15 protein-coding genes are annotated in these 20,163 nt (G+C 64.9%); 9 read left to right on the top strand and 6 right to left on the bottom strand.

What is annotated here, in order from left to right; translation table 11 throughout:
* Positions 1-14: 14 nt before the first annotated feature.
* Together ACMUJL_RS16620 and ACMUJL_RS16625 are read right to left on the bottom strand one after the other, a co-directional pair.
* Complete coding sequence (locus ACMUJL_RS16620; RefSeq protein ID WP_375572334.1) at positions 15-2,321, bottom strand: penicillin acylase family protein; 2,307 nt, start codon at positions 2,319-2,321, stop codon at positions 15-17.
* A gap of 20 nt (positions 2,322-2,341) precedes the next feature.
* The gene (locus ACMUJL_RS16625; protein ID WP_375572332.1) at positions 2,342-3,085 is read right to left on the bottom strand and encodes an IclR family transcriptional regulator; all 744 of its coding nucleotides are present in this window, start codon (positions 3,083-3,085) and stop codon (positions 2,342-2,344) included.
* A gap of 238 nt (positions 3,086-3,323) precedes the next feature.
* On the opposite strand from ACMUJL_RS16625, the gene ACMUJL_RS16630 reads away from it, so the two are divergent.
* The 8 genes from ACMUJL_RS16630 to ACMUJL_RS16665 all read left to right on the top strand — a co-directional run bounded on the left by ACMUJL_RS16630 (position 3,324) and on the right by ACMUJL_RS16665 (position 13,275).
* Positions 3,324-4,859 (top strand): M81 family metallopeptidase, encoded by a 1,536-nt coding sequence (locus ACMUJL_RS16630; RefSeq protein WP_375572330.1) that lies wholly within the window; start codon positions 3,324-3,326, stop codon positions 4,857-4,859.
* An 81-nt stretch (positions 4,860-4,940) separates the two neighbouring features.
* Positions 4,941-6,551 carry an ABC transporter substrate-binding protein gene (locus ACMUJL_RS16635; RefSeq protein ID WP_375572328.1) on the top strand — a complete coding sequence of 537 codons (1,611 nt, stop codon included), beginning with the start codon at positions 4,941-4,943 and terminating at the stop codon, positions 6,549-6,551.
* Positions 6,552-6,673: 122 nt separating this feature from the next.
* Positions 6,674-7,618, top strand: a complete 945-nt coding sequence (locus tag ACMUJL_RS16640) for an ABC transporter permease (protein ID WP_068292121.1) — start codon at positions 6,674-6,676, stop codon at positions 7,616-7,618.
* A complete protein-coding gene (locus ACMUJL_RS16645; RefSeq protein WP_068292118.1) occupies positions 7,618-8,502 on the top strand; it encodes an ABC transporter permease in 885 nt (294 codons plus the stop codon). The genes ACMUJL_RS16640 and ACMUJL_RS16645 overlap by 1 nt, the downstream gene beginning before the upstream one ends.
* Positions 8,503-8,506: 4 nt before the next feature.
* Entirely contained in the window at positions 8,507-10,168 is a 1,662-nt protein-coding gene (locus tag ACMUJL_RS16650; RefSeq protein ID WP_068292117.1) for an ABC transporter ATP-binding protein, read from the top strand.
* 37 nt (positions 10,169-10,205) lie between these two features.
* On the top strand, positions 10,206-11,393 hold the full coding sequence (locus ACMUJL_RS16655) for a M20 aminoacylase family protein (RefSeq protein ID WP_375572325.1): 1,188 nt from the start codon (positions 10,206-10,208) through the stop codon (positions 11,391-11,393).
* Positions 11,390-12,523: a M20/M25/M40 family metallo-hydrolase gene (locus tag ACMUJL_RS16660; protein WP_068295438.1), complete on the top strand. Its 1,134-nt coding sequence runs from the start codon at positions 11,390-11,392 to the stop codon at positions 12,521-12,523. The genes ACMUJL_RS16655 and ACMUJL_RS16660 overlap by 4 nt, the downstream gene beginning before the upstream one ends.
* An 89-nt stretch (positions 12,524-12,612) precedes the next feature.
* Complete coding sequence (locus ACMUJL_RS16665) at positions 12,613-13,275, top strand: TetR/AcrR family transcriptional regulator (RefSeq protein WP_375572323.1); 663 nt, start codon at positions 12,613-12,615, stop codon at positions 13,273-13,275.
* Here the strand turns inward: ACMUJL_RS16665 and ACMUJL_RS16670 are convergent, their stop codons facing one another.
* The 4 genes from ACMUJL_RS16670 to ACMUJL_RS16685 form a co-directional block, all read right to left on the bottom strand.
* Entirely contained in the window at positions 13,276-14,340 is a 1,065-nt protein-coding gene (locus tag ACMUJL_RS16670; protein ID WP_375573855.1) for a 2Fe-2S iron-sulfur cluster-binding protein, read from the bottom strand.
* 13 nt (positions 14,341-14,353) lie between these two features.
* Positions 14,354-15,601, bottom strand: a complete 1,248-nt coding sequence (locus ACMUJL_RS16675; protein ID WP_375572321.1) for an aromatic ring-hydroxylating oxygenase subunit alpha — start codon at positions 15,599-15,601, stop codon at positions 14,354-14,356.
* A 69-nt stretch (positions 15,602-15,670) separates the two neighbouring features.
* On the bottom strand, positions 15,671-17,719 hold the full coding sequence (locus tag ACMUJL_RS16680; protein WP_068295431.1) for an NADH:flavin oxidoreductase: 2,049 nt from the start codon (positions 17,717-17,719) through the stop codon (positions 15,671-15,673).
* A 259-nt stretch (positions 17,720-17,978) separates the two neighbouring features.
* Positions 17,979-19,178, bottom strand: coding sequence for an amidohydrolase family protein (locus ACMUJL_RS16685; protein ID WP_068295430.1), 1,200 nt, complete (start codon positions 19,176-19,178; stop codon positions 17,979-17,981).
* Between the two features lie 148 nt (positions 19,179-19,326).
* On the opposite strand from ACMUJL_RS16685, the gene ACMUJL_RS16690 reads away from it, so the two are divergent.
* Complete coding sequence (locus ACMUJL_RS16690) at positions 19,327-20,136, top strand: ferredoxin--NADP reductase (RefSeq protein ID WP_068295429.1); 810 nt, start codon at positions 19,327-19,329, stop codon at positions 20,134-20,136.
* The last annotated feature ends 27 nt before the right edge of the window (positions 20,137-20,163 follow it).

Consider the following 20,163-nt stretch of genomic DNA (forward strand, 5'->3'; position numbering starts at 1 on the left):
CGCACAGCGCCCGATCAGGCGGGGCGCAAGGTGATCGTTTCGACCGTGACGGCATCCACGGCGGCGGTGGAATAGGCCAGCGGGACATATTTGCCTGCGGCCCAGAGCGGCGCCAGATCTGCAAGGTGCGGGCTGTCCTGCATCCCCGACTGGCCCGGCGCATTGATCCAGACGCTTGCGTCCCAGTCGCCCAGGTCGATCACCATCCTTACGCTTGCCCCGATCCTGACGCGGTAATCCGATGCCTCGTGATGGGCCAGCATGATCGAGGTATTCCCACCTCCCTTTGGCCATGGCCCAAGATCGTAGCTTGTGCCCAAAGGTGTCAGTGCATGGTCGAACCAGCCGTGATGCAGATCGCCCCAGCGCCATTGCAGCGGGTTCGCGCCAAAGCGCGCCGTCACATCCGCCAGCGCCGCGGCCAGCGTCTCGCGCAGCAGCGTCTCGCGCGCATCCGGCGCATCCAGCCCGGCACGGGCCGCCAGCCCGGGGTGTCTGCCCTCCAGCAATTTGGTCACCACCGGCACGTTGCCCGGCACCAGGAACCGGCGCAGGTCGGGGTCGGGTGCGACCCGCGACAGCAGCGCCGGGCGCAGATGCGAGGACAGCCAGACCTCGTATAGCAGGGCAGGGGCCGATCCCGCGTCGGATCGCCCATCCCACAGCGCCAGCAGGTCGCGCCCCGGCGCGTCCTGCGGCAGAAGTGCGATCAGCCGCGCGGCGAAGGGCGATCCGGTATCGGTCTGCAACGCGGTCGAGGTGGCAAGGTCATGGTCGTCCCGCGCCCCCAGTGCTGCGGCAATGCGCGCGGCGCGCTGGTCCTCGAACCATTCATGCCCGATGGCGGGGCCCGCCTGCGCCGCGGCAGGCAGGTTCATCTCGTTGGCGGAATGGACAAAGCCCTGCGCGGGATTGTCCAGCCGGGGCAGGGTGCTGGCGGTCATGAAGCCCTGCCATTCAAAGCGTCCGTCACCGGCGACGGGCACCAGCCCGCGCCAGCCGTTCCGGCGCGGCACATAGCCCGCGGCCTGCCAGCCGAAATCGCCCGCCACATCGGCATAGACAAGGTTCACGGAAGGTGCGCCCCATGTGTCTACCGCATCCTTGAACCCCTCCCACGTCGTTGCCCGCATGGATTTGAGGCTGGCCATATAGGGCGCGGTGCCCGGTTCGGTGAACACCGTCCGCAGCGCCAGCGCGCGGCCCGGCTCTTCCCAGACAACCGGCCCATGCCGGGTGAAACGCAGGTCGAGCCGCTGATCGGGATGGCCCCTGACCGCGAAAACCTCGGTCACGGTCTGCATCTCTTCCCAGCCATCGGCGTAACGATAGCGGGCGGGCGCGTCGGGGTCGGTGTCATAGACCATGACATCCTCCTGATCGGCGCAGAAGATCGTCAGGCTGAAGGCTGCGTGCCCGTTATGCCCTGCCATGATGCCCGGCGAAGACGGCTCGCCCGCGCCGATGATGTCGATGCCGGGGGCCGTCAGATGCACCATGTAGCGCAGGCTTGGCGCGGCATGCTGCCGGTGCGGATCGCTTGCCATGATCGGGCGGCCCGATGCGGTGCGCGCGCCTGAGACGACCCAGTTGTTCGACCCTTCCATGCTTGGTGCCTGCACCACGGTCTTGCGCGGATCGACGCGGGACCAGCGCGCGGCCTGATCCAGCCCGGCGGCCAGCCGGTCGGGCGCGAACGTCACGGGCGCTGTCGCCAGTTCGAACACCGCCAGCGCATGGGCCGGCAGGTCATGCCCTGCGTTTACCGCCCATTCCGACGCATCCACAGGCGGGTTCAGCGGGACGCGCAAAAGGTCCGTGTCGGGATCGGCCAGCGCCAGCACCTGCGCGCGCGCCAGCTCGGAAGCCGCGTTGCGCGTGAGGCAATGGGTGCGGATGCGCACCACATCCTCTGCCGCCCAATGGGCAGGCTGCGTGCCAAGCGCCGCGAATTCCGCAGGCAGGGCCATCCGCCCGTCCAGCACCAGGTCGACGCAAGCATTGATCCCGGCGGCAAAGGCGGTGCAGATCGCCTGCGCATCCTCGCCATAGGCGGCCCATTCCGGGGCCATGTCGCCCCGATAGAGGAACAGACGCGCCGCGCGATCCTGCATCAGGTAGCCGGGGCCGAAATCCGCCGCCAGAAGGCCGAGGCCCCGCTTGCGCCACAGGTCGATCTGCCACAACCGGTCGCGCGCGGCGTTGAACCCCTGGGAAAAGAACAGGTCATGCAGCCCCTCGGCCCGGATATGGGCCAGACCCCAGCGGTCGATCTGCAGGGTGGCAGGGGCGGCAAGGCCGGGCAGGTGATATGTGGTCATGGCAGTCTCCGGTCGTCTGGTCAGATCTGGCTGATGGCGCGCGCCGCTTCCAAGGCAAGGGGGGCGACGCAAGTGCTGAAATCCTCGGGTGTCCATTCGGCCAGCGACCCGGCCACGTGGATCGCGGCCACGGGGCGGCCTTGCGGGCCGGTGACGGCCACGCCGATGGCCACCTCTCCCAGCAGGATCTGTTCCACCGCGATGCTGTAGCCGCGCGCGCGGGTCTGCCCGATCTCGGCGATGATGGCGTCGGGGTCGGTCAGGGTGCGCGGCGTGAAGGGCGAACGATCCGACGCCTCGATGATCTCGCGCGCCTCGGCTTCGGGCAGACGGGCCATGATGGCCCAGCCCCCCGAGGAACAGAAGGTCGGCACGCTATGCCCCACCAGCGTGGCATAGAATGTCTCGCGCTTGCTTTGCATCCGGGCGGCATAGACGACGCGCTGACCGTCGAACAGCGACAGGTCCACACGTTCGCGCACGTTGCGACGCAACTCCAGCAGCACCGGCGTCGCGCGCTGGATCAGCGGGTTCAGCCGCAAGAAGTCCAGCGTGTGATCCAGCAGGCGGATGCCGGGCAGAAAACCGCGATCCTCGTCGTCGCGGCTGATGTAGCCAAGGCTGCGCAGGGTGTGGACGATTCGTTGCGCGGCGCTGCGGTCAACGCCGGCGCGGCTTGCGATCTCGGCCAGCGACAGGGGGCGGTCGGCGTGGTGGAACGCGGCCAGAACCTGCATCGCGCGGGCGATCGAATTGGTGAACAAAGGGTCTGCGCGCTGTTCATCGCTTAAATATCGAACACCGGATTCGGCGCGGAGCGTATTTCGTGTCATCTTGTCTGCGACTCCGGTTGACTTGGGGGCAAGCACGGTTCTACGCTCAGACTACGATGCAAGTATATCGCCTGGCAATACACTTACTGTTCCGCGTTTTCGTGCCCGACAAGACAAAGGCCAGCGACATGCTTCGGATCGTAATGGAACGACGGGGGTCCCTGATTAGATGACAAGACGTGTGGCGCTGGCGGGTTTCCTGCACGAAACCAACACATTCGCGCCGAGTCCTGCGGACATGGCCAGCTTCGTGCAGGGCGGTGGATACATGCCCATGGCGCGCGGTGCCGCATTGATGACAGCGGGGCGCGACATCAACCTCGGGATCGGTGGCGCGGTCGCGCATGGCGAGGCGGCGGGATGGGACATGGTGCCGATTCTGTGGTGTGGCGCCATTCCGTCGGCGCATGTGACGCGCGACGCCTATGACAGCGTCACGTCCGAGATCGTCGAAGGCATCCGTGCGGCGGGACCGCTTGATGGCGTCTTCCTTGATCTGCACGGCGCGATGGTGGCCGAACACGAGGATGACGGTGAAGGCGCGCTGATCGCGCGCGTCCGGGCCGTTGTGGGGCCCGATGTGCCCATCGTCGCAGCACTCGATCTGCATGGAAACATCACCGCGACAATGGTTGACGCCGCTGATGCGCTGGTGGGCTTTCGCACGTATCCGCATGTGGACATGGCCGAAACGGGGGCGCGCGCGGCGGTGCAGCTGGATGCTTTGATGGCGCGGGGCAAACCCTTTGCCAAGGCGTTCCGGCGGATGGATTTCCTGATCCCGATCGCATGGCAGAGCACGCTGATGGAACCGGCTGCCGGCATCTATGCCCGCATGGCCGCGCTTGAGGGCGGCGATGTGGCGACGGTGTCGTTCTTTCCCGGTTTTCCGGCCGCTGATTTCCCCGAATGCGGACCGACCGTCGTCGCCTATGGCGCGACACAGGCTGCGGCTGATGCGGCTGCCGATGCCGTTGCCGCCGATGTGAACCGGGCCGAATCCGCCTTTGCGGGCGCGTCCTTCGATCCCGACGCCGGTGTGGCCGAGGCGATCCGCATCGCGGCCACCGCCACGAAACCTGTCGTGATCGCCGATACGCAGGACAATCCCGGCGCGGGCGGCGACAGCAACACCACCGGCATGCTGCGTGCGCTGGTGCGCGCGAACGCGCAGCGCGCCGCGACCGGCATCATCGTCGATCCCGCCGCCGCCGCCGCCGCCCATGCAGCCGGACAGGGCGCCGAGATCGACATCGCCCTGGGCGGGTTTTCCAACATTCCCGGCGACAGCCCGTTTCAGGCGCGGTTCACGGTCGAAAACCTCTCTGACGGCAAATTCATCGCCTCGGGGCCCTTCTACGGCGGCGCGCCGCTGGATCTGGGCCCTTCGGCCTGCCTGCGAATCGGTGACGTGCGCGTGGTCGTGTCCACCCACAAGGCGCAGATGGCCGATCAGCAGATGTACCGCTTCGTGGGCATAGAGCCGACGGAACAGGCGGTCCTTGTCAACAAGAGCTCGGTTCATTTTCGTGCGGATTTTCAGCCGATTGCCGAAACGATACTCGTTTGCACCGCACCAGGCCCGATGCCGATCAGCCCCGCCAGCCTGCCATGGACACGGCTGGCGCCGGGCATGAAGCTGGAACCGATGGGCGCCTGCTGGCGCCCCGCACCAATTTCCGAACCCAGTCTTGAGGAGAGCTGAGCGACGATTTCACCCCCGTGCACCCGTCACAGAAACCGGGGCACATCACGACCACCCGAAGTGCAACAGAGAGAGAAAAGAATGACAGTTCATAGTTTCCGATCAAAGGGCGCCTCGCGCGCTCGCAGCCTGATGGCAGGGGCGATGATGGCCTCGACCGCGCTGGTTGGCGCAAGCGCCGCATGGGCCGAAACCACGATCACTGCCGTGATGCATTCCGGCCTGCGCGTGCTGGATCCGGTGATCACCACCGCCCATATCACCCGCAACCACGCCTACATGATCTATGACGTGCTGGTGGCCGTTGACGGGACCTTTACGCCGCAGCCGCAGATGGCCGACTGGACCGTGTCCGATGACGGGCTGGTCTATACCTTCACCCTGCGCGACGGTCTGAAGTTCCATGACGGCAGCCCCGTCACCATGGCCGATGCCGAAGCCTCGCTCAAGCGTTGGGCGACCAAGGACTCCGGCGGCCAGATCATCATGGACAAGACCGCCAGCCTGACCGCGACCGATGACAAGACGCTGGTCTGGACCCTGAACGAACCCTTCGCCCCGCTGCTCGATACGCTGGGCAAGCAATCGGCGCTGCCGCCCTTCATCATGCCCGCGCGCATCGCAGCCACCCCGGCTGACACCGCGATCACCGAGCATGTGGGCTCTGGCCCCTTCCGCTTCGTCGAGGCCGAATTCCAGCCCGGCGTCAGCGTCACCTACATCAAGAACGAGGATTACGTTCCCCGGTCCGAGCCTGCCGACAACATGGCCGGCGGCAAGGTCGTGAACGTGGACAAGGTCGTCTGGTCGACCATGCCCGACGCCTCGACGGCGATCAACGCGCTGCTCGGCAACGAGATCGACTATATCGAATCCGTTCAGGTCGACCTGCTGCCGCTGCTGGAAGGCGATCCCGACGTCGTCTATGAAAAGCGCGAACCGCTGGGCTACCAGACCATTGGCCGGATGAACTTCAAGCATCCGCCCTTCGACAACGTCAAGGTTCGTCAGGCAGCCATGAAGGCCCTTGATCAGCAGGCGATCCTTGCCGCGCTGGTGGGTAACCCCGACTACTATTCGATCTGCGGCGCGATCTTCGGGTGCGGCACCCCGCTGGCCGATGCGACCGGTTCGGAAAGCCTGACCTCGGGTGGTGATCTGGAAGCGGCCAAGGCCCTGCTGGCCGAGGCCGGTTACGATGGCACCCCGATCGTGCTGATGGCGCCGACCGACGTGGTGGCGCTGGCGGCTCAGCCGGTCGTGGCATCGCAGGCGCTGCGCAATGCAGGCTTCAACGTCGACATGCAGCCGATGGACTGGCAGACGCTGGTGACGCGCCGTGCCAGCCAGAACGCGCCAGCCGACGGTGGCTGGAACATTTTCTTCACCAACTGGCTGGTGCCGGAAATCTCCAGCCCGCTGGTCTCGCCGATGCTGAACGGCCGTGGCGACTCGGCATGGTTCGGCTGGCCGGATGATGCGGTGGTCGAAGGTCTGAAGGCCGATTTCATCGCGGCCAAGACGCTGGAAGAGCAGCAGGCCGTGGCCAAGAAGATCCAGGCGCACAACATGGAGCAGGTTCTCTATGTGCCGGTCGGTCAGTATGCCCTGCCGCAAGCGCGCCGCGCGACCATCACCGATATGCTGGCCTCGCCGGTGCCGGTGTTCTGGAACGTGAAGAAAGCCGAGTGATCATGGTGTGATCCGTCCCGGCGCGCGTCCTGCGCGCGCCGGGATTTCCTGCGCGACAGGGCCGCTTGCCCTGATCCCGCGCGACTGACCTGTCACCTATCCGCCGAAAGGGTTCCCTGCCAATGCTGGGCTATATCCTCCGACGCATCCTGGCGATCATTCCCGTCATGCTGATCGTCGCGATCTTCGTTTTCCTTTTGCTGCGCCTGACCCCGGGCGATCCCGCCGCGATCATCGCCGGCGACATGGCCACGCCCGAGCAGCTGGAACGCATCCGCGAGGCGATGGGCCTGAACAAACCCTTGCTGACGCAGTTCTTCACCTGGATGGGCAGCCTGTTGCAGGGCGACCTTGGCACTTCGCTGATCTCGGGCACGCCAGTCACCACGATGATCGGGCAGCGTATCTTTCCGACGATCAACATGGCGCTTCTGACCATCGTGATCGCCGTCGCCATCGCCGTCCCGATGGGCGTGCTGGCGGCATGGCGTCACCGGTCCTGGGTCGATTACGCGGTCATGAGCTTTTCGGTGCTGGGCTTTTCCGTGCCCGTCTTCGTGATCGGCTACCTTTTCATCCTGGTCTTCTCGATCTCGCTGGGCTGGCTGCCGGTGCAGGGCTATGCCTCGCCCTCGGAAAAGGGCATCGCGGAATTTCTTTATCGCGCGATCCTGCCGTCGCTCACGCTGGCCACGATCTACGTTGCCCTGATTGCGCGGATGACGCGCGCCTCGATGCTGGAAGTGCTTGGCGAGGATTACATCCGCACTGCCCGCGCCAAGGGCGTTAAGGAAAGCCGCGTGCTGTTCCGCCATGCGCTGCGCAATGCGGCGGTGCCGATCCTGACAGTGATCGGCACCGGTTTCGCGCTGCTGATCTCGGGCGTCGTGGTCACCGAAAGCGTGTTCAACATCCCCGGTATCGGCCGCCTGACCGTCGATGCGATCCTTGCGCGCGACTACCCGGTGATCCAGGCGATGATCCTGATCACCAGCGCGACCTATGTTGTGGTCAACCTGATCATCGACATCTCCTACACCGTCTTTGACCCGAGGATCCGTTACTGATGTCACATTACGCGCCCCCGTCCTCGGCCCTGCAATCGGTGTTGCGGCTGTTCTCGATCCCGTCGCTGGCCAAGCTGGGCGTCGGCCCGATGATCGCCGCAGCCGTCCTGGCGATGATCGTGATCGTCACGCTGCTGTCGCCCTGGCTGGCCCCGTTCGATCCGCTGGAAATGAACCCGATGAACCGTCTGCAGGGGCCAAGCGATGCCAACCTGCTGGGCACCGACCCTTTCGGCCGTGACATCTATTCGCGCGTCCTGATCGGCGGGCGGGTGTCGCTGCTGATCGGGATCGGCGCGGCGATCGTGTCGGTATTCCTCGGGCTGGTCATCGGGCTTGTGGCTGGTTTCTTCCGGCTGGCCGACACGATCATCATGCGGATCATGGACAGCCTGATGGCGATCCCCTCGATCCTGCTGGCGATTGCGCTGGTTGCGCTGAACGGTCCGTCGATCACCTCGGTGATCATGGCGATCACCATCCCGGAAATCCCGCGCGTCGTGCGGCTTGTCCGTTCGGTGGTGCTGACCGCGCGCGAGGAACCCTATGTCGAGGCGGCGATCGCGCTGGGATCGTCGATGCCCAAGATCCTGTTTCAGCACCTGATGCCCAATACCATGGCGCCGCTGATCGTGCAGGGGACCTATATCCTGGCCTCCGCCATCCTGACCGAGGCGATCCTGTCCTTCCTTGGCGCGGGTGTCTCGACCGAGATCCCGACCTGGGGGAACATCATGGCGGAAGGGCGGCAGTATTTCCGCGTGAAGCCCGAACTGATCCTGTGGCCCGGCCTGATGCTGTCGCTGTGCATCCTGTCGATCAACCTGCTGGGCGATACCGCGCGCGACATGCTGGACCCGCGCCTGAAGAAACGGGGGGAATAAGCCGATGCTGTTCAAATCGCGCAATTTCGACGATGCGAAAACTGTCCTGACGGTCAATGATCTGACCGTCAGCCTGCCCCCCGCCGCCAAGGCGCCGCCGGTGCTGAACCGGATCAGCCTGACGATCCGGCAGGGCGAAACCGTCTGCCTCGTGGGGGAATCGGGCTCGGGCAAATCCGTCACCTCGCTGGCGATCATGGGCCTTCTGCCCAAGGATGCGCTGTTCGTGACGGGTGGCAGGATCACCCTGTCGGACACCGACCTGCTGGAACAGTCGCCTTCGGCCATGCAGGACATCCGCGCCCGCCGCGTGGCGATGATCTTTCAGGAGCCCATGACCGCGCTGAACCCGGTGATGCGCGTGGGCGACCAGATCGAAGAGGTGCTGGAAAGCCATACCAGCCTTTCGGCCGAGGAACGCCGCGCGCGCGTCATCGACATCATGGAACAGGTGCATCTGCCCGATGTGGAACGCATCCACCGCAGCTATCCGCACCAGCTGTCCGGTGGTCAGCGCCAGCGGATCATGATCGCCATGGCGCTGGTGCTGGAACCCGAACTGTTGATCGCGGACGAACCCACCACCGCGCTTGACGTGACCACGCAACAGCAGATCCTGTCGCTGATCGCGGAGCTGCAGGAAAAGCATGGAACCGCCGTGCTGTTCATCACCCATGACATGGGCGTCGTGGCCGAAATCGCCGATACCGTCTACGTGATGAAATCGGGCGACCTGGTGGAACATGCCCCGATCGAGACGCTGCTGCGCGCGCCGAAACAGGACTATACCCAGAACCTCTTGCGCGCCGTGCCCAGCCTGATCCCGCGCGCCCCGCGCGCGGCACCGGGGGGTGACCCGGTCCTCAAGGTCGAAAGTCTCGACATGATATACGGGGGCGGCGGATTCTTCGTGAAACGCCCCGGCACCCATGCGGCCAAGGATGTGACCTTCACGGTCGCGCGTGGGCGCACCCTCGGGATCGTTGGGGAATCGGGCAGCGGAAAATCCACCGTGGCGCGCTGCATCATGCGGCTGATCGCGCCCACGGCAGGCGCGATACGTCTGCGCGACACCGACATCGCACATCTGAGCCGCGCGCAGCTGAAACCGCATCGCCAGCATCTGCAAGTGGTGTTCCAGGATCCGTTCCGGTCCCTCAACCCGCGCTGGACAGTGGGGCGCAGCCTGATTGAGGGCCCGGTGAACTATGGCACCGCACCCGCGCAGGCCATGGCCCGCGCCGCCGAGCTGATGGAGATCGTGGGCCTGCCCCGCGACAGTCTTGACCGTTATCCGCACCAGTTTTCCGGCGGTCAGCGCCAGCGTATCGCGATTGCGCGCGCGGTGATGATGCAGCCCGATGTTCTTGTCGCGGACGAGGCCGTGTCGGCCCTCGACGTGTCGGTGCAGGCGCAGGTTCTCGACCTGCTCAACGATCTGCAGGAAAGCCTTGGCATCACCATCGTCTTCATCACCCATGACTTGCGCGTCGCCGCGCAGATCTGTGACGATGTGCTGGTGATGCAGCGCGGCGTCGTGGTCGAACAGGGCCCCGCCGCCGCCGTTCTGGCCAATCCGCAGCATGAATACACGAAATCCCTGATCGAGGCCGCCCCCGGCCGCGCCTGGGATTTCGCGAATTTCCGGGAACTGGGCGCCGCCTGATCCCCACCACCCATAAAGAAAGACCGAGGAGAAAGACATGAACATCCTGCCCGTGATCGAGGCAAGCACCGCCGAGCTGACCGAGATTTTCAAGGACCTGCACGCCCATCCCGAAATCGGGCTGGAAGAGCAGCGCACCAGCGCCATCGTGGCCGAGAAGCTGCGCAGCTATGGCGTCGATGAGGTGCATGCCGGCATCGGCATCACCGGCGTCGTGGGCATCATCTACGGGCGTGGCGGCAAGGATGGGGGCGGCAAGCGGGTGGGCCTTCGGGCCGACATGGATGCGCTGCCGATCCACGAGCAGACGAACCTGCCCTATTCCTCGAAGAATGCAGGGAAAATGCATGCCTGCGGCCATGACAGCCACACGACGATGCTTCTGGGCGCGGCCAAGCACCTTGCCGCCACCCGCAACTTCGACGGCACGGCGATCATGATCTTCCAGCCGGCCGAAGAAGGCCTGGGCGGCGCGCGCGGCATGCTCAAGGACGGGCTGTTCGACCGCTTCCCCTGTGACGAGATTTACGGCATGCACAATTCGCCCAATGGCCAGCCCGGCACCGTGGGTATCTGCAAGGGTGCCGCCATGGCGGGGGCCGCCTTTTTCGACATCACCGTGACCGGCAAGGGCAGCCATGCCGCCATGCCGCAGCAATCGCGCGATGCGCTGGTCACGGCCTCGGCGCTGGTGGGCCAGTTGCAGACCATCGTGGCCCGCAACGTCGCACCGCTGGATACCTGCGTGCTGTCCGTCACCCAGATCCACGCGGGCAGTGCCTATAACGTGATCCCCGAAACCGCCCATATCTGCGGCACGATCCGCTACTTCAAGGACTCGGTCTACGAGATCGCGGAAACCCGCATGAAGGAAATCTGCGCCGGTTTCGGCGCGGCCTTCGGGGCCGAGATCAAGCTCGACCTGCGCAATGTCTTCGACGTGCTCATGAACGATCACGCCCTGTCCGACGCCTATATGGATGCCGCGCGCGACATCGTCGGCGAAGAGATGATCAGCCGCACCGACGAACCCGCGACCGGGTCCGAGGATTTCGCCGACATGCTCAAAGTCGTGCCGGGTGCCTATTGCCGCGTGGGCCATACCGGCAACGTGCCGCTGCACAACCCCGGCTTCGTGCTGGGCACCGAGGTTCTGCCGGTCGGTGCCTCGATCATGGCGCGCGTTGTGGAACGCCGCCTGCCGTTGTCGGAGGCCGCCGGATGAACCCGCTCGACCTGCCATTCGACGCCGATGACATGGTGGAACGGCTCAGGCCATGGATCGAATGCGAAAGCCCGACCTATGACGCCGATGCCGTCAACCGGATGATGGACCTTGCCGCCTATGACCTGACGGTCGCGGGTGCCGTGGTCGAACGCATCCCCGGACGGATGGGCTTTGGCGGTTCGGTCCGCGCGCGCTTTCCGCATCCCGATTTCGGCAAGCCGGGCATCCTGATCGCGGGCCACATGGATACGGTCCACCCCATCGGCACGCTGGAAAAACTGCCCTTCAAGCGTGAAGGCGGCATCTGCTACGGCCCGGGCATCATGGACATGAAGGGCGGCAATTTCATCAGCCTCGAGGCGATCAAGGCGCTGGCTGCGGCGGGCATGCAGACACCGCTGCCCGTGACGGTCCTTTTCACCCCGGATGAAGAGGTGGGCACGCCATCCACCCGCGACCTGATCGAGGCCGAAGCCGCCAAGAACAAGTATGTCCTTGTCCCCGAACCCGCCAAACAGGACGGCGGCGCGGTGATCGGCCGCTATGCCATCGCGCGCTTCAACCTGCGCACGGTGGGCCGCCCCAGCCATGCCGGGTGGGCCCTGTCCGAAGGCCGGTCGGCGATTGCCGCCATGGCCAAGAAGATCCTCGAGATCGAGGCGATGACCTCGGACGATTGCACCTTCTCGGTGGGTGTGATCCACGCCGGGCAATGGGTGAACTGCGTGTCCTCGTCATGCGAGGCGCAGGCCCTGACCATGGCCAAGACCCAGGAAGATCTTGATCGTGGCGTTGCCGCCATGATGGCGCTTCAGGGCGAGGAAAACGGCGTGACCTTCGAGGTGACGCGCGGCGTGACCCGCCCCGTGTGGGAACCCAACCAGCCCGGCACAATGGCCATGTTCGACATCGCCAAGGACATCTGCGCCGAACTGGGGTTCGAACTGACCGGTGCCAGCTCTGGCGGCGGCTCGGACGGGAACTTCACCGGCTACATGGGCATTCCGACGCTGGATTCCATCGGTGTGCGCGGCAAGGGCCTGCATACGCTGGGCGAACATATCGAAGTCTCCAGCCTGCCCGAACGGGCCAAGCTGACGGCGGCCCTTCTGATGCGCCTGCAGTAGACAAGGAACCGCGCGGGCAGGGGGGCGCCCACCCGCGCGGATACCCGATCCCGATTGCGACAGGCCCCGCCCCTTGCTAGACAGGATGCATGAACCGGCAATCGCCTCAGAAGAAAAGCGGCTGGCGCGGGTCCGAGGACCTGTGGCTCAACGCGGCCTATGACCTTCTGATCGACAAGGGGGTCGATGCGGTCAAGGTGCTGCCGCTGGCCGAAACGCTGGGCCTGTCACGCACCAGTTTCTACGGCCATTTCGACAGTCGCGAGGCGCTGCTGGCCGCCCTGGTCAACCGCTGGCGCGACAAGAACACCGGCAACCTGATCCGGCAGACGCAAGCCTATGCCGAAACCATCACCGAGGCCGTGTTCAACATCTTCGATTGCTGGCTGAGGCCCGATCTTTTCGACGCGCGTTTCGACCATGCGATCCGCAACTGGGCCCTGGGCGATCCCGGCCTGCGCGCGATCCTTGAACAGAATGACAGCGACCGGATCGACGCGATCCGCGGCATGTTCGAACGCTTCGGCTATGATGCGGACGATGCGCGCATCCGCGCCTACACGATCTATTACACGCAAGTCGGCTATGTCTCGATGATGGTGCAGGAAGAGACGCGCGTGCGTATCGATCGCATGCCCAATTATATCGTGGTCTTCACCGGGCACAGCCCCACCTCGTCCGAGGTGGAAAGGTTCCGTGCCCGGCATTTGCCCGGTCTCGCGCGACCCCGCGCCAAGCGGCAGCAAGCCTGATCAGGCCTCGACCTCGACCTTGCCGATGGGATGCGAACAGCAGGCCAGGATATAGCCCTCGGCCACGTCTTCGTCGCTGATGCCGCCGTTATGGACCATGTGCACCTCGCCCGACAGTTTGCGGATCTTGCAGGTGCCGCAGATGCCGAACTGACAGCCCGAGGGGATGTTCAACCCCGCGCCCCGCGCGACGGACAGGACCGTATCGGTCTGCGCGCAGCGGGCCGACAGGCCGGCGGCGGCAAAGATCACCTCGGCGCCGACATCCTCCTGCGGGATCACGTCGTCGAATTCGGTCAGTTCGGCCACCGTTTCAGCGGGCGCATGGAAGCTTTCCTGATGATAGCGCGTCATGTCGAACCCCAGCGCGTTCAGCATGTCGCGCACGGATTGCATGAAGCTGTCCGGCCCGCAGCAATAGACATCCCGCTCAAGGTAGTCGGGCGCCATCAGGCCCAGCATCAGCTGGTTGAACCGCCCGCGATAGCCGGTCCAGACCTCGTAGGGGTCTTCCTGGCTGACCACGAAATGCAGCTTCAGCCCCTGCACGCGGCTGGCCATGTATTCCAGCCGCTTGCGAAAGATCATCTCGGACGGGCGGCGCGCGCATTGGATGAAGGTCATGTCGGGGTCCTCGCCCCGCTCGAACAGGGTTGCGGCCATCGACATCACCGGCGTCACGCCCGACCCTGCCGAGATGAACAGGTATTTCCCTTCGGGTTGCGGCGGCAGATGGAACAGGCCCGCCGGGCCATAGGCGCGCAGGCGCATCCCCGGTTTCAGGTTCTCCATCATCCAGCGGCCCGCCACGCTGTCGGGTCCCGGCTTGACCGTGACCGAGACATAGGCGTTCACCACCGGGCTGCTGGAGATCGTGTAGGTCCGCTGGATCGCCCCGCCCGGAAGCGGCAATTCCAGCGTCAGGAACTGCCCCGCGCGATAGACGAATGTCGCCCCCGAAGGCGGGCGGAACACGAAGGTCCGCACACCGGGGGTCTCGGGCACCACGGCCACGCATTCCAGCGGCTCGCTGTCCTGCCAGACGGGTGTATCGGCGCGGGGCATCGGGATCATCGGCTCACTCCGCCGCGATATTGGAGGCAGGGCGCGCCGGCCCGGTCAACCGCCGCTGCATCGTGTTCGCATACCAGTCGACGAACTGGATCACGCCGCTTTCCTGCTTTTGGGAATAGGGACCAGGCATATAGGCGGGTGAATCGATACCCTTCTGGTTTTCCTCGACAATCCGGCGATCTTCATCGTTGGTGTGAATCCAGACCTCGGTCAGGCGGTTCAGGTCGTAATCCACGCCTTCCACCGCATCCTTGTGCACCAGCCATGTGGTCGTCACCTGGGTTTCGCGCACCGAAACGGGGATCACGCGGAACAGCAGCACCTGATCCGACAGGAAATGGTTCCAGGTGTTGGGGTAATGGAAAAACAGGCAGGTTCCCGCGTTGTCGAAAGGCACGCTGCCCACGCGCCGCGCCACAGCCGCCTTCCCATCCATCGTATAGCTGACCGCCGCCCCCAGGAAGGGGATGCGCACCAGCCGCCACTGATCGTCAGGATCGGCCACATAGCGCGACGGCAGGCCAGCCTCCTCGCAGCGCTCCACATGTGCCAGGCCGGCGGGGGACGAGATGCTGTCATCCGCGCCCACAAGGTCGGGATCGTCGTTGAACGTCCTGCACAGCGAGGGGTGAGAGCCCGAGCAGTGATAGCATTCGCGGTTGTTCTCCAGCACCAGCTTCCAGTTGGCCTGCTCGACGATCGTGCTTTGATGCGCCACCTTCAGCTGGTGCATGTCATGAGGCGCGGCATAGCGGGCCAGTTGCGCCGCCACGGGGGCGAAATCGGGTGCCTCCTCGGCGAGGCAGACAAAAACCATCCCCCCGGCCTCGGCGCAGTGCACGCCGCGCAGCCCGTGATCCTGCGGCTTGAAATCCGGCCCCATGTCGCGGGCATACAGCAGCTTGCCGTCCAGCTCGTAGGTCCATTGGTGATAGGGGCAGACCAGCTTGGGCGCGGCGCCCTTGTCGGCTGAACAGATCCGGCTGCCGCGATGTCGGCAGGAGTTGTGGAAAGACCGGATCGTGCCATCGGCCCCGCGCACGATGATGATCGAATAGGCCCCGACCTGCAGGGTCACATAGGATCCGGTCTTGGGCAGTTCGGCCGCGGCAATCGCGAACAACCAGTCACGATACCAGATATTCTCCATATCCGCCGCGAACAGCGCGGCATCGGTATAGAAGGGACGGGGCAGGGAATGCGCCGGCTTGCGCTGCGCCAGAAGGGACTGAAGTTCGGAATCGTCAAGCATGACAGTGATCCTATGGGAGGGATGGAGGGTTATGGTTGATCAAAGGCAAGTGATTTCTACCCTGCATGGTCAGATGTCCTTGACCAGACGCAGCGCATCGTAGATCGCGGCATGGGTGTTGCGGGCGGCCACCGCATCGCCGATGCGGTAGAGAACGAACTGATCCTGCGCGGCCTGCCAGGGCTGCGCGCGACCGGCGATCAAGGCATCCTGATCCACCGCGCCCTTGTTGGCCGATTGCGGTTTCAGATCGAAATACAGCTCGTCCAGCGGCAGGGTGCCGTGGTTGACGACGATCTGGTCGAAATCCCGCGTCTCGCGGTGGCTGGAATAGTCCGTGCCGATGACCGCGCTCAGCTGATTGCCATTCTTCTGCACCGCCTTCAGCCTGTAAGTCACTGTAAAGCGGACATCCTTGTCCTGCAGGCTGCGCATGTAGGGCACCAGGTTCATCGCCATCACATCGGGGGCAAAGCTGCGGTCGGGGGTCATCACCTCGACATGGGCACCGCTGCCCGCGATAACCTCGGCGGCCTGCAGGGCCGCATGGTCGCCCGCATCGTCATAGACCAGGACGCGGGCACCCGGTTTCACATCGCCCGCGATGATATCCCAGGACGACACCACCAGGTCATTGCCATCCTCCAGCACCTCGGTGTGCGGCATGCCGCCCGTTGCCACGATCACGACATCCGGGCTTTGCGCCATGATGTCAGAGGCTTCGGCATAGGTGTTGAAGTGGAAGGTCACCTCGCGCGCGGCACATTGCGCCATGCGCCAGTCGATGATCCCGATCATCTCGCGCCGCCGCGCCGATTGCGCGGCCAGACGCAACTGGCCGCCGGCATCGGGGGCCGCCTCGAACACCGTGACCCTGTGACCGCGCATGGCGGCGACGCGCGCGGCCTCAAGCCCCGCGGGCCCGGCGCCCACCACGACCACGTGCTTTTGCACGGGCGCGGGCGCGATCATGTCGTCCTGCGGCATGCTCAGTTCGCGGCCCGTGGCGGCGTTATGGGTGCACAGCGCATCCCCCGCCTGATAGATCCGGTCCAGGCAGTAGTTCGCGCCGACGCAAGGCCGGATGTCTTCCTCGCGGCCTTCGATGATCTTGGTCACGATCAGCGGATCGGCCATGTGGGCGCGGGTCATCCCCACCATGTCCAGCTGACCCGAGGCCACGGCATGGCGCGCTGTCGCCACATCGGGGATGCGCGCGGCATGGAAGGTGGGCAGGCCCACCTCGGCACGGATGCGGCCCGCGAAATCCAGATGGGGCGCGGATCGCATCCCCTGCACCGGGATCACATCGGTCAGCGCCGCATCGGTATGGATCTGGCCCCGGATCACGTTCAGGAAATCGACGCCCGCCTCCTTGAACATATGTCCAATGGCGATCCCCTCATCGGTGGCAATGCCGCCCTCTGCCGCCTCATCGGCGACATAGCGCATTCCCAGCAGGAAACGGTTGCCCACGCGCTTTCGGCAGGCGCGGTAAACCTCCAGCGCGAAACGTGCGCGATTCTCCAGCCCGCCACCCCAGGGGGCATCCAGCACATTGGTCAGCGGCGACATGAACTGGTCCATCAGGTGGCCGTAGCATTCGAATTCAACCCCATCGAGGCCCGCTGCCTGCATCCTTTCGGCGGCATCGGCGTAATCCTGGATGATGCGGTCGATCTCGTGATCCTCGATGATCTTGGGAAAGGCACGGTGCGCGGGCTCGCGGAAGGGGCCGGGTGCCACGACGGGCAACCAGTCGCCCTTGGCCCAATGGGTGCGGCGCCCCAGATGCGTCAACTGGATCATCACGGCGCAGTCATGTGCATGGCAGGCATCCGCGATGTTGCGCATCCATGGCACCACCTCGTCCTTGTAGGCCAGCACGTTGTTGAACACGGGCGGCGAGTTGCGCGACACCGCCGCCGAACCCGCCGTCATGGTCAGCGCCACACCCGCGCGGGCGCGGGTTTCGTGATAGGCGCGATAGCGGTCCTTGGGCATCCCGTCCTCGGGATAGGCCGGTTCGTGACTGGTGGTCATGATCCGGTTCTTCAGGGTCAGATGGCCCAGCTGGTAAGGTTGCAGCAAGGGGTCCTTGGTGGCGGTCTGGGTCATCGGGGGCTCCGTCGGAATCACGTGGATGGGCCGCGCGAACCGCGCGGATCACGGATGATCCTGACCGAGCGCCGATACACCGTCACCCACAAAAGCGACAGTGGTGTCGGATTTTTCGACGTCGGTGTTCTTGTCCCTGCCCGCATGGCCGATCCCCGGTTTTCATGCGGGCCAGAATAGCCCGCATTTGCAAGGGATCAGCCGCCGAAAACGACGCTCCGTTCCGGTCCTGCGAAGCGGGCGCGCAGGGTGTCGCCTTTCAGCTCTTCACGACTTCGGGGATGCGGCCGGCCGGGGGCGTGTTGCGGCTGCGCTGGCTGGTCACGCGCCCGTCGATGATGGTCATGCCCACGCCGGGCAGGTTGCCCAGTTGCACCGACTCCAGGATCGTCTTGCCCGGCGCGTGCTGCGCCTGGTCCATCAGCACGAAATCGGCGCAAAGCCCGGCCTCGATCATGCCGGTGTCCAGTTCGCGCATCCGCGTGGTGTTGCCCGTCCCGAAGCAGAAGGCCACCTCGGCGGGCACATTGCCCAGGCTCGACAGCATGGCGATCATCCGCAGGATGCCCAGTGGCTGCACCCCTGACCCGGCCGGTCCATCGGTGCCAAGGATCACCTGATCCAGCTTGCCCAGCTCGCGTGTGGTGTTCAGCGTCAGAAGGGCCGCGCGCTCGTTGCCGTTGTGCACGATCTCAAGCCCCGCCTTGCAGCCTTCGCACAGGCAGATGATCTGGTCGTCGGGCAGGGCGGAATGGCCGCCGTTGATATGACCCACCACATCGGTGCCGGTCTCCAGCACCATGTCGGCGTCGATCAGCCCCGATCCGGGGATCGATGGCCCGCCGGTGTGGATCGTGCTCTGGATGCCGTATTTGCGCGCCCAGTCCACCATCTGCCGCGCGGTCTTGCCGTCCTTGACGGTGCCCAGCCCCACCTCGCCCAGCAGCTTGACGCCCGCCTTTGCCAGATCGGCGAAATCCTCTTCGACCATGCCGTGTTCGATCACGGGCGCACCTGCATGTACCTTGACGCCCGAGGGGCGGAAATTCTCGTACCAGCGCTGCGAGGCGATCGCCATCGCCTTCAGACCCACGATATCCTTGGGCCGTCCCGGCATATGCACCTCACCCGCCGAGATCAGCGTCGTGACCCCGCCATGCAGCGTCGAATCGATCCAGTGCAACTGCTGTTGCCGTGGCGTGTAATCGCCCACCACGGGATGCACATGGCTGTCGATCAGGCCGGGGCAAAGCGTACAGCCATTGGCGTCGATCAGCGTGTCGGCGCCCTCGGTGTCCATGTCCTTCTCGTGGCCCCAGCCGGTGATCTTTCCACCCACCGCGATCAGGCAATCGCCGTCCAGAATGGGCTGTTCGATCTTGCCGGACAGGATCAGGCCGATGTTGCGGATGACAAGCTTGTGGGTCGCATCAAGCGTCGGGGCGGTTGCGTCTGCCATGGGTTCCCTCTCTTCTGACTTGTTAGAACGCTAACAGAAACCTTGCACCGATCAAGAGGGCAGCTTGCAGGTGCCATACCAAGGCCGTTGACAGGTTATTTGTTTGTATACTAACAAAAAGAAAATCGATCCGTCAGCCGGAGGCCCCATGTCCCTGACCGAAATCCCCCAGACCGCCGCCTTTCCCGTCCCCGAAGGCATGTTTGCCGAAACCGTGACCGAGGTGCAGCATTACACCGACCGGCTGTTCCGCTTCCGCATCACGCGCCCGGCGTCCTTCCGGTTCCGGTCGGGCGAGTTCGTGATGATCGGCCTGCCCAATGCCGCCAAGCCGGTGATGCGCGCCTATTCCATCGCCTCGCCCGCCTGGGATGAAGAGATCGAGTTCTATTCGATCAAGGTCCCCGGCGGCCCGCTGACCGAACATCTGCAAAAGATCAAAGTGGGCGATACGGTGCTGATGAAGAAAAAGCCCACCGGCACGCTGGTTCTGGATGCGCTGCTGCCCGGCAAGCGGGTCTACATGTTCGCCACCGGCACCGGCATCGCACCTTTCGCCAGCCTGATACGCGATCCCGAGACCTACGAGAAATTCGAACAGGTCATCCTGTGCCATACCTGCAGGGACGCGGCCGAGCTGACCTACGGGCAGGATCTGGTCCGCGACCTGCGCGCCGATCCGCTGGTGGGCGAGATGGCGGGCGGCCTGATCCATTACGCCACGACCACGCGCGAGGCCACGGCGCGGATGGGGCGGCAGACCGACCTGATGGCGTCGGGTCAGATCTTCACCGATCTTGGCCTGCCGCCCATCGATCCGGCCACTGATCGCGGGATGATCTGCGGCTCGATGGCGATGCTGCGCGATACCAAGGCGGCACTGGAAGGCTTCGGGCTTGTCGAAGGGTCGAACAGCATGCCGGCAACCTTCGTGGTCGAACGTGCTTTCGTGGGCTGATCCTCACATTTGATTTGACAGCCGGGG

The sequence above is a fragment of the Seohaeicola sp. genome, assembly GCF_048006315.1.
Lineage (GTDB): Bacteria > Pseudomonadota > Alphaproteobacteria > Rhodobacterales > Rhodobacteraceae > Seohaeicola.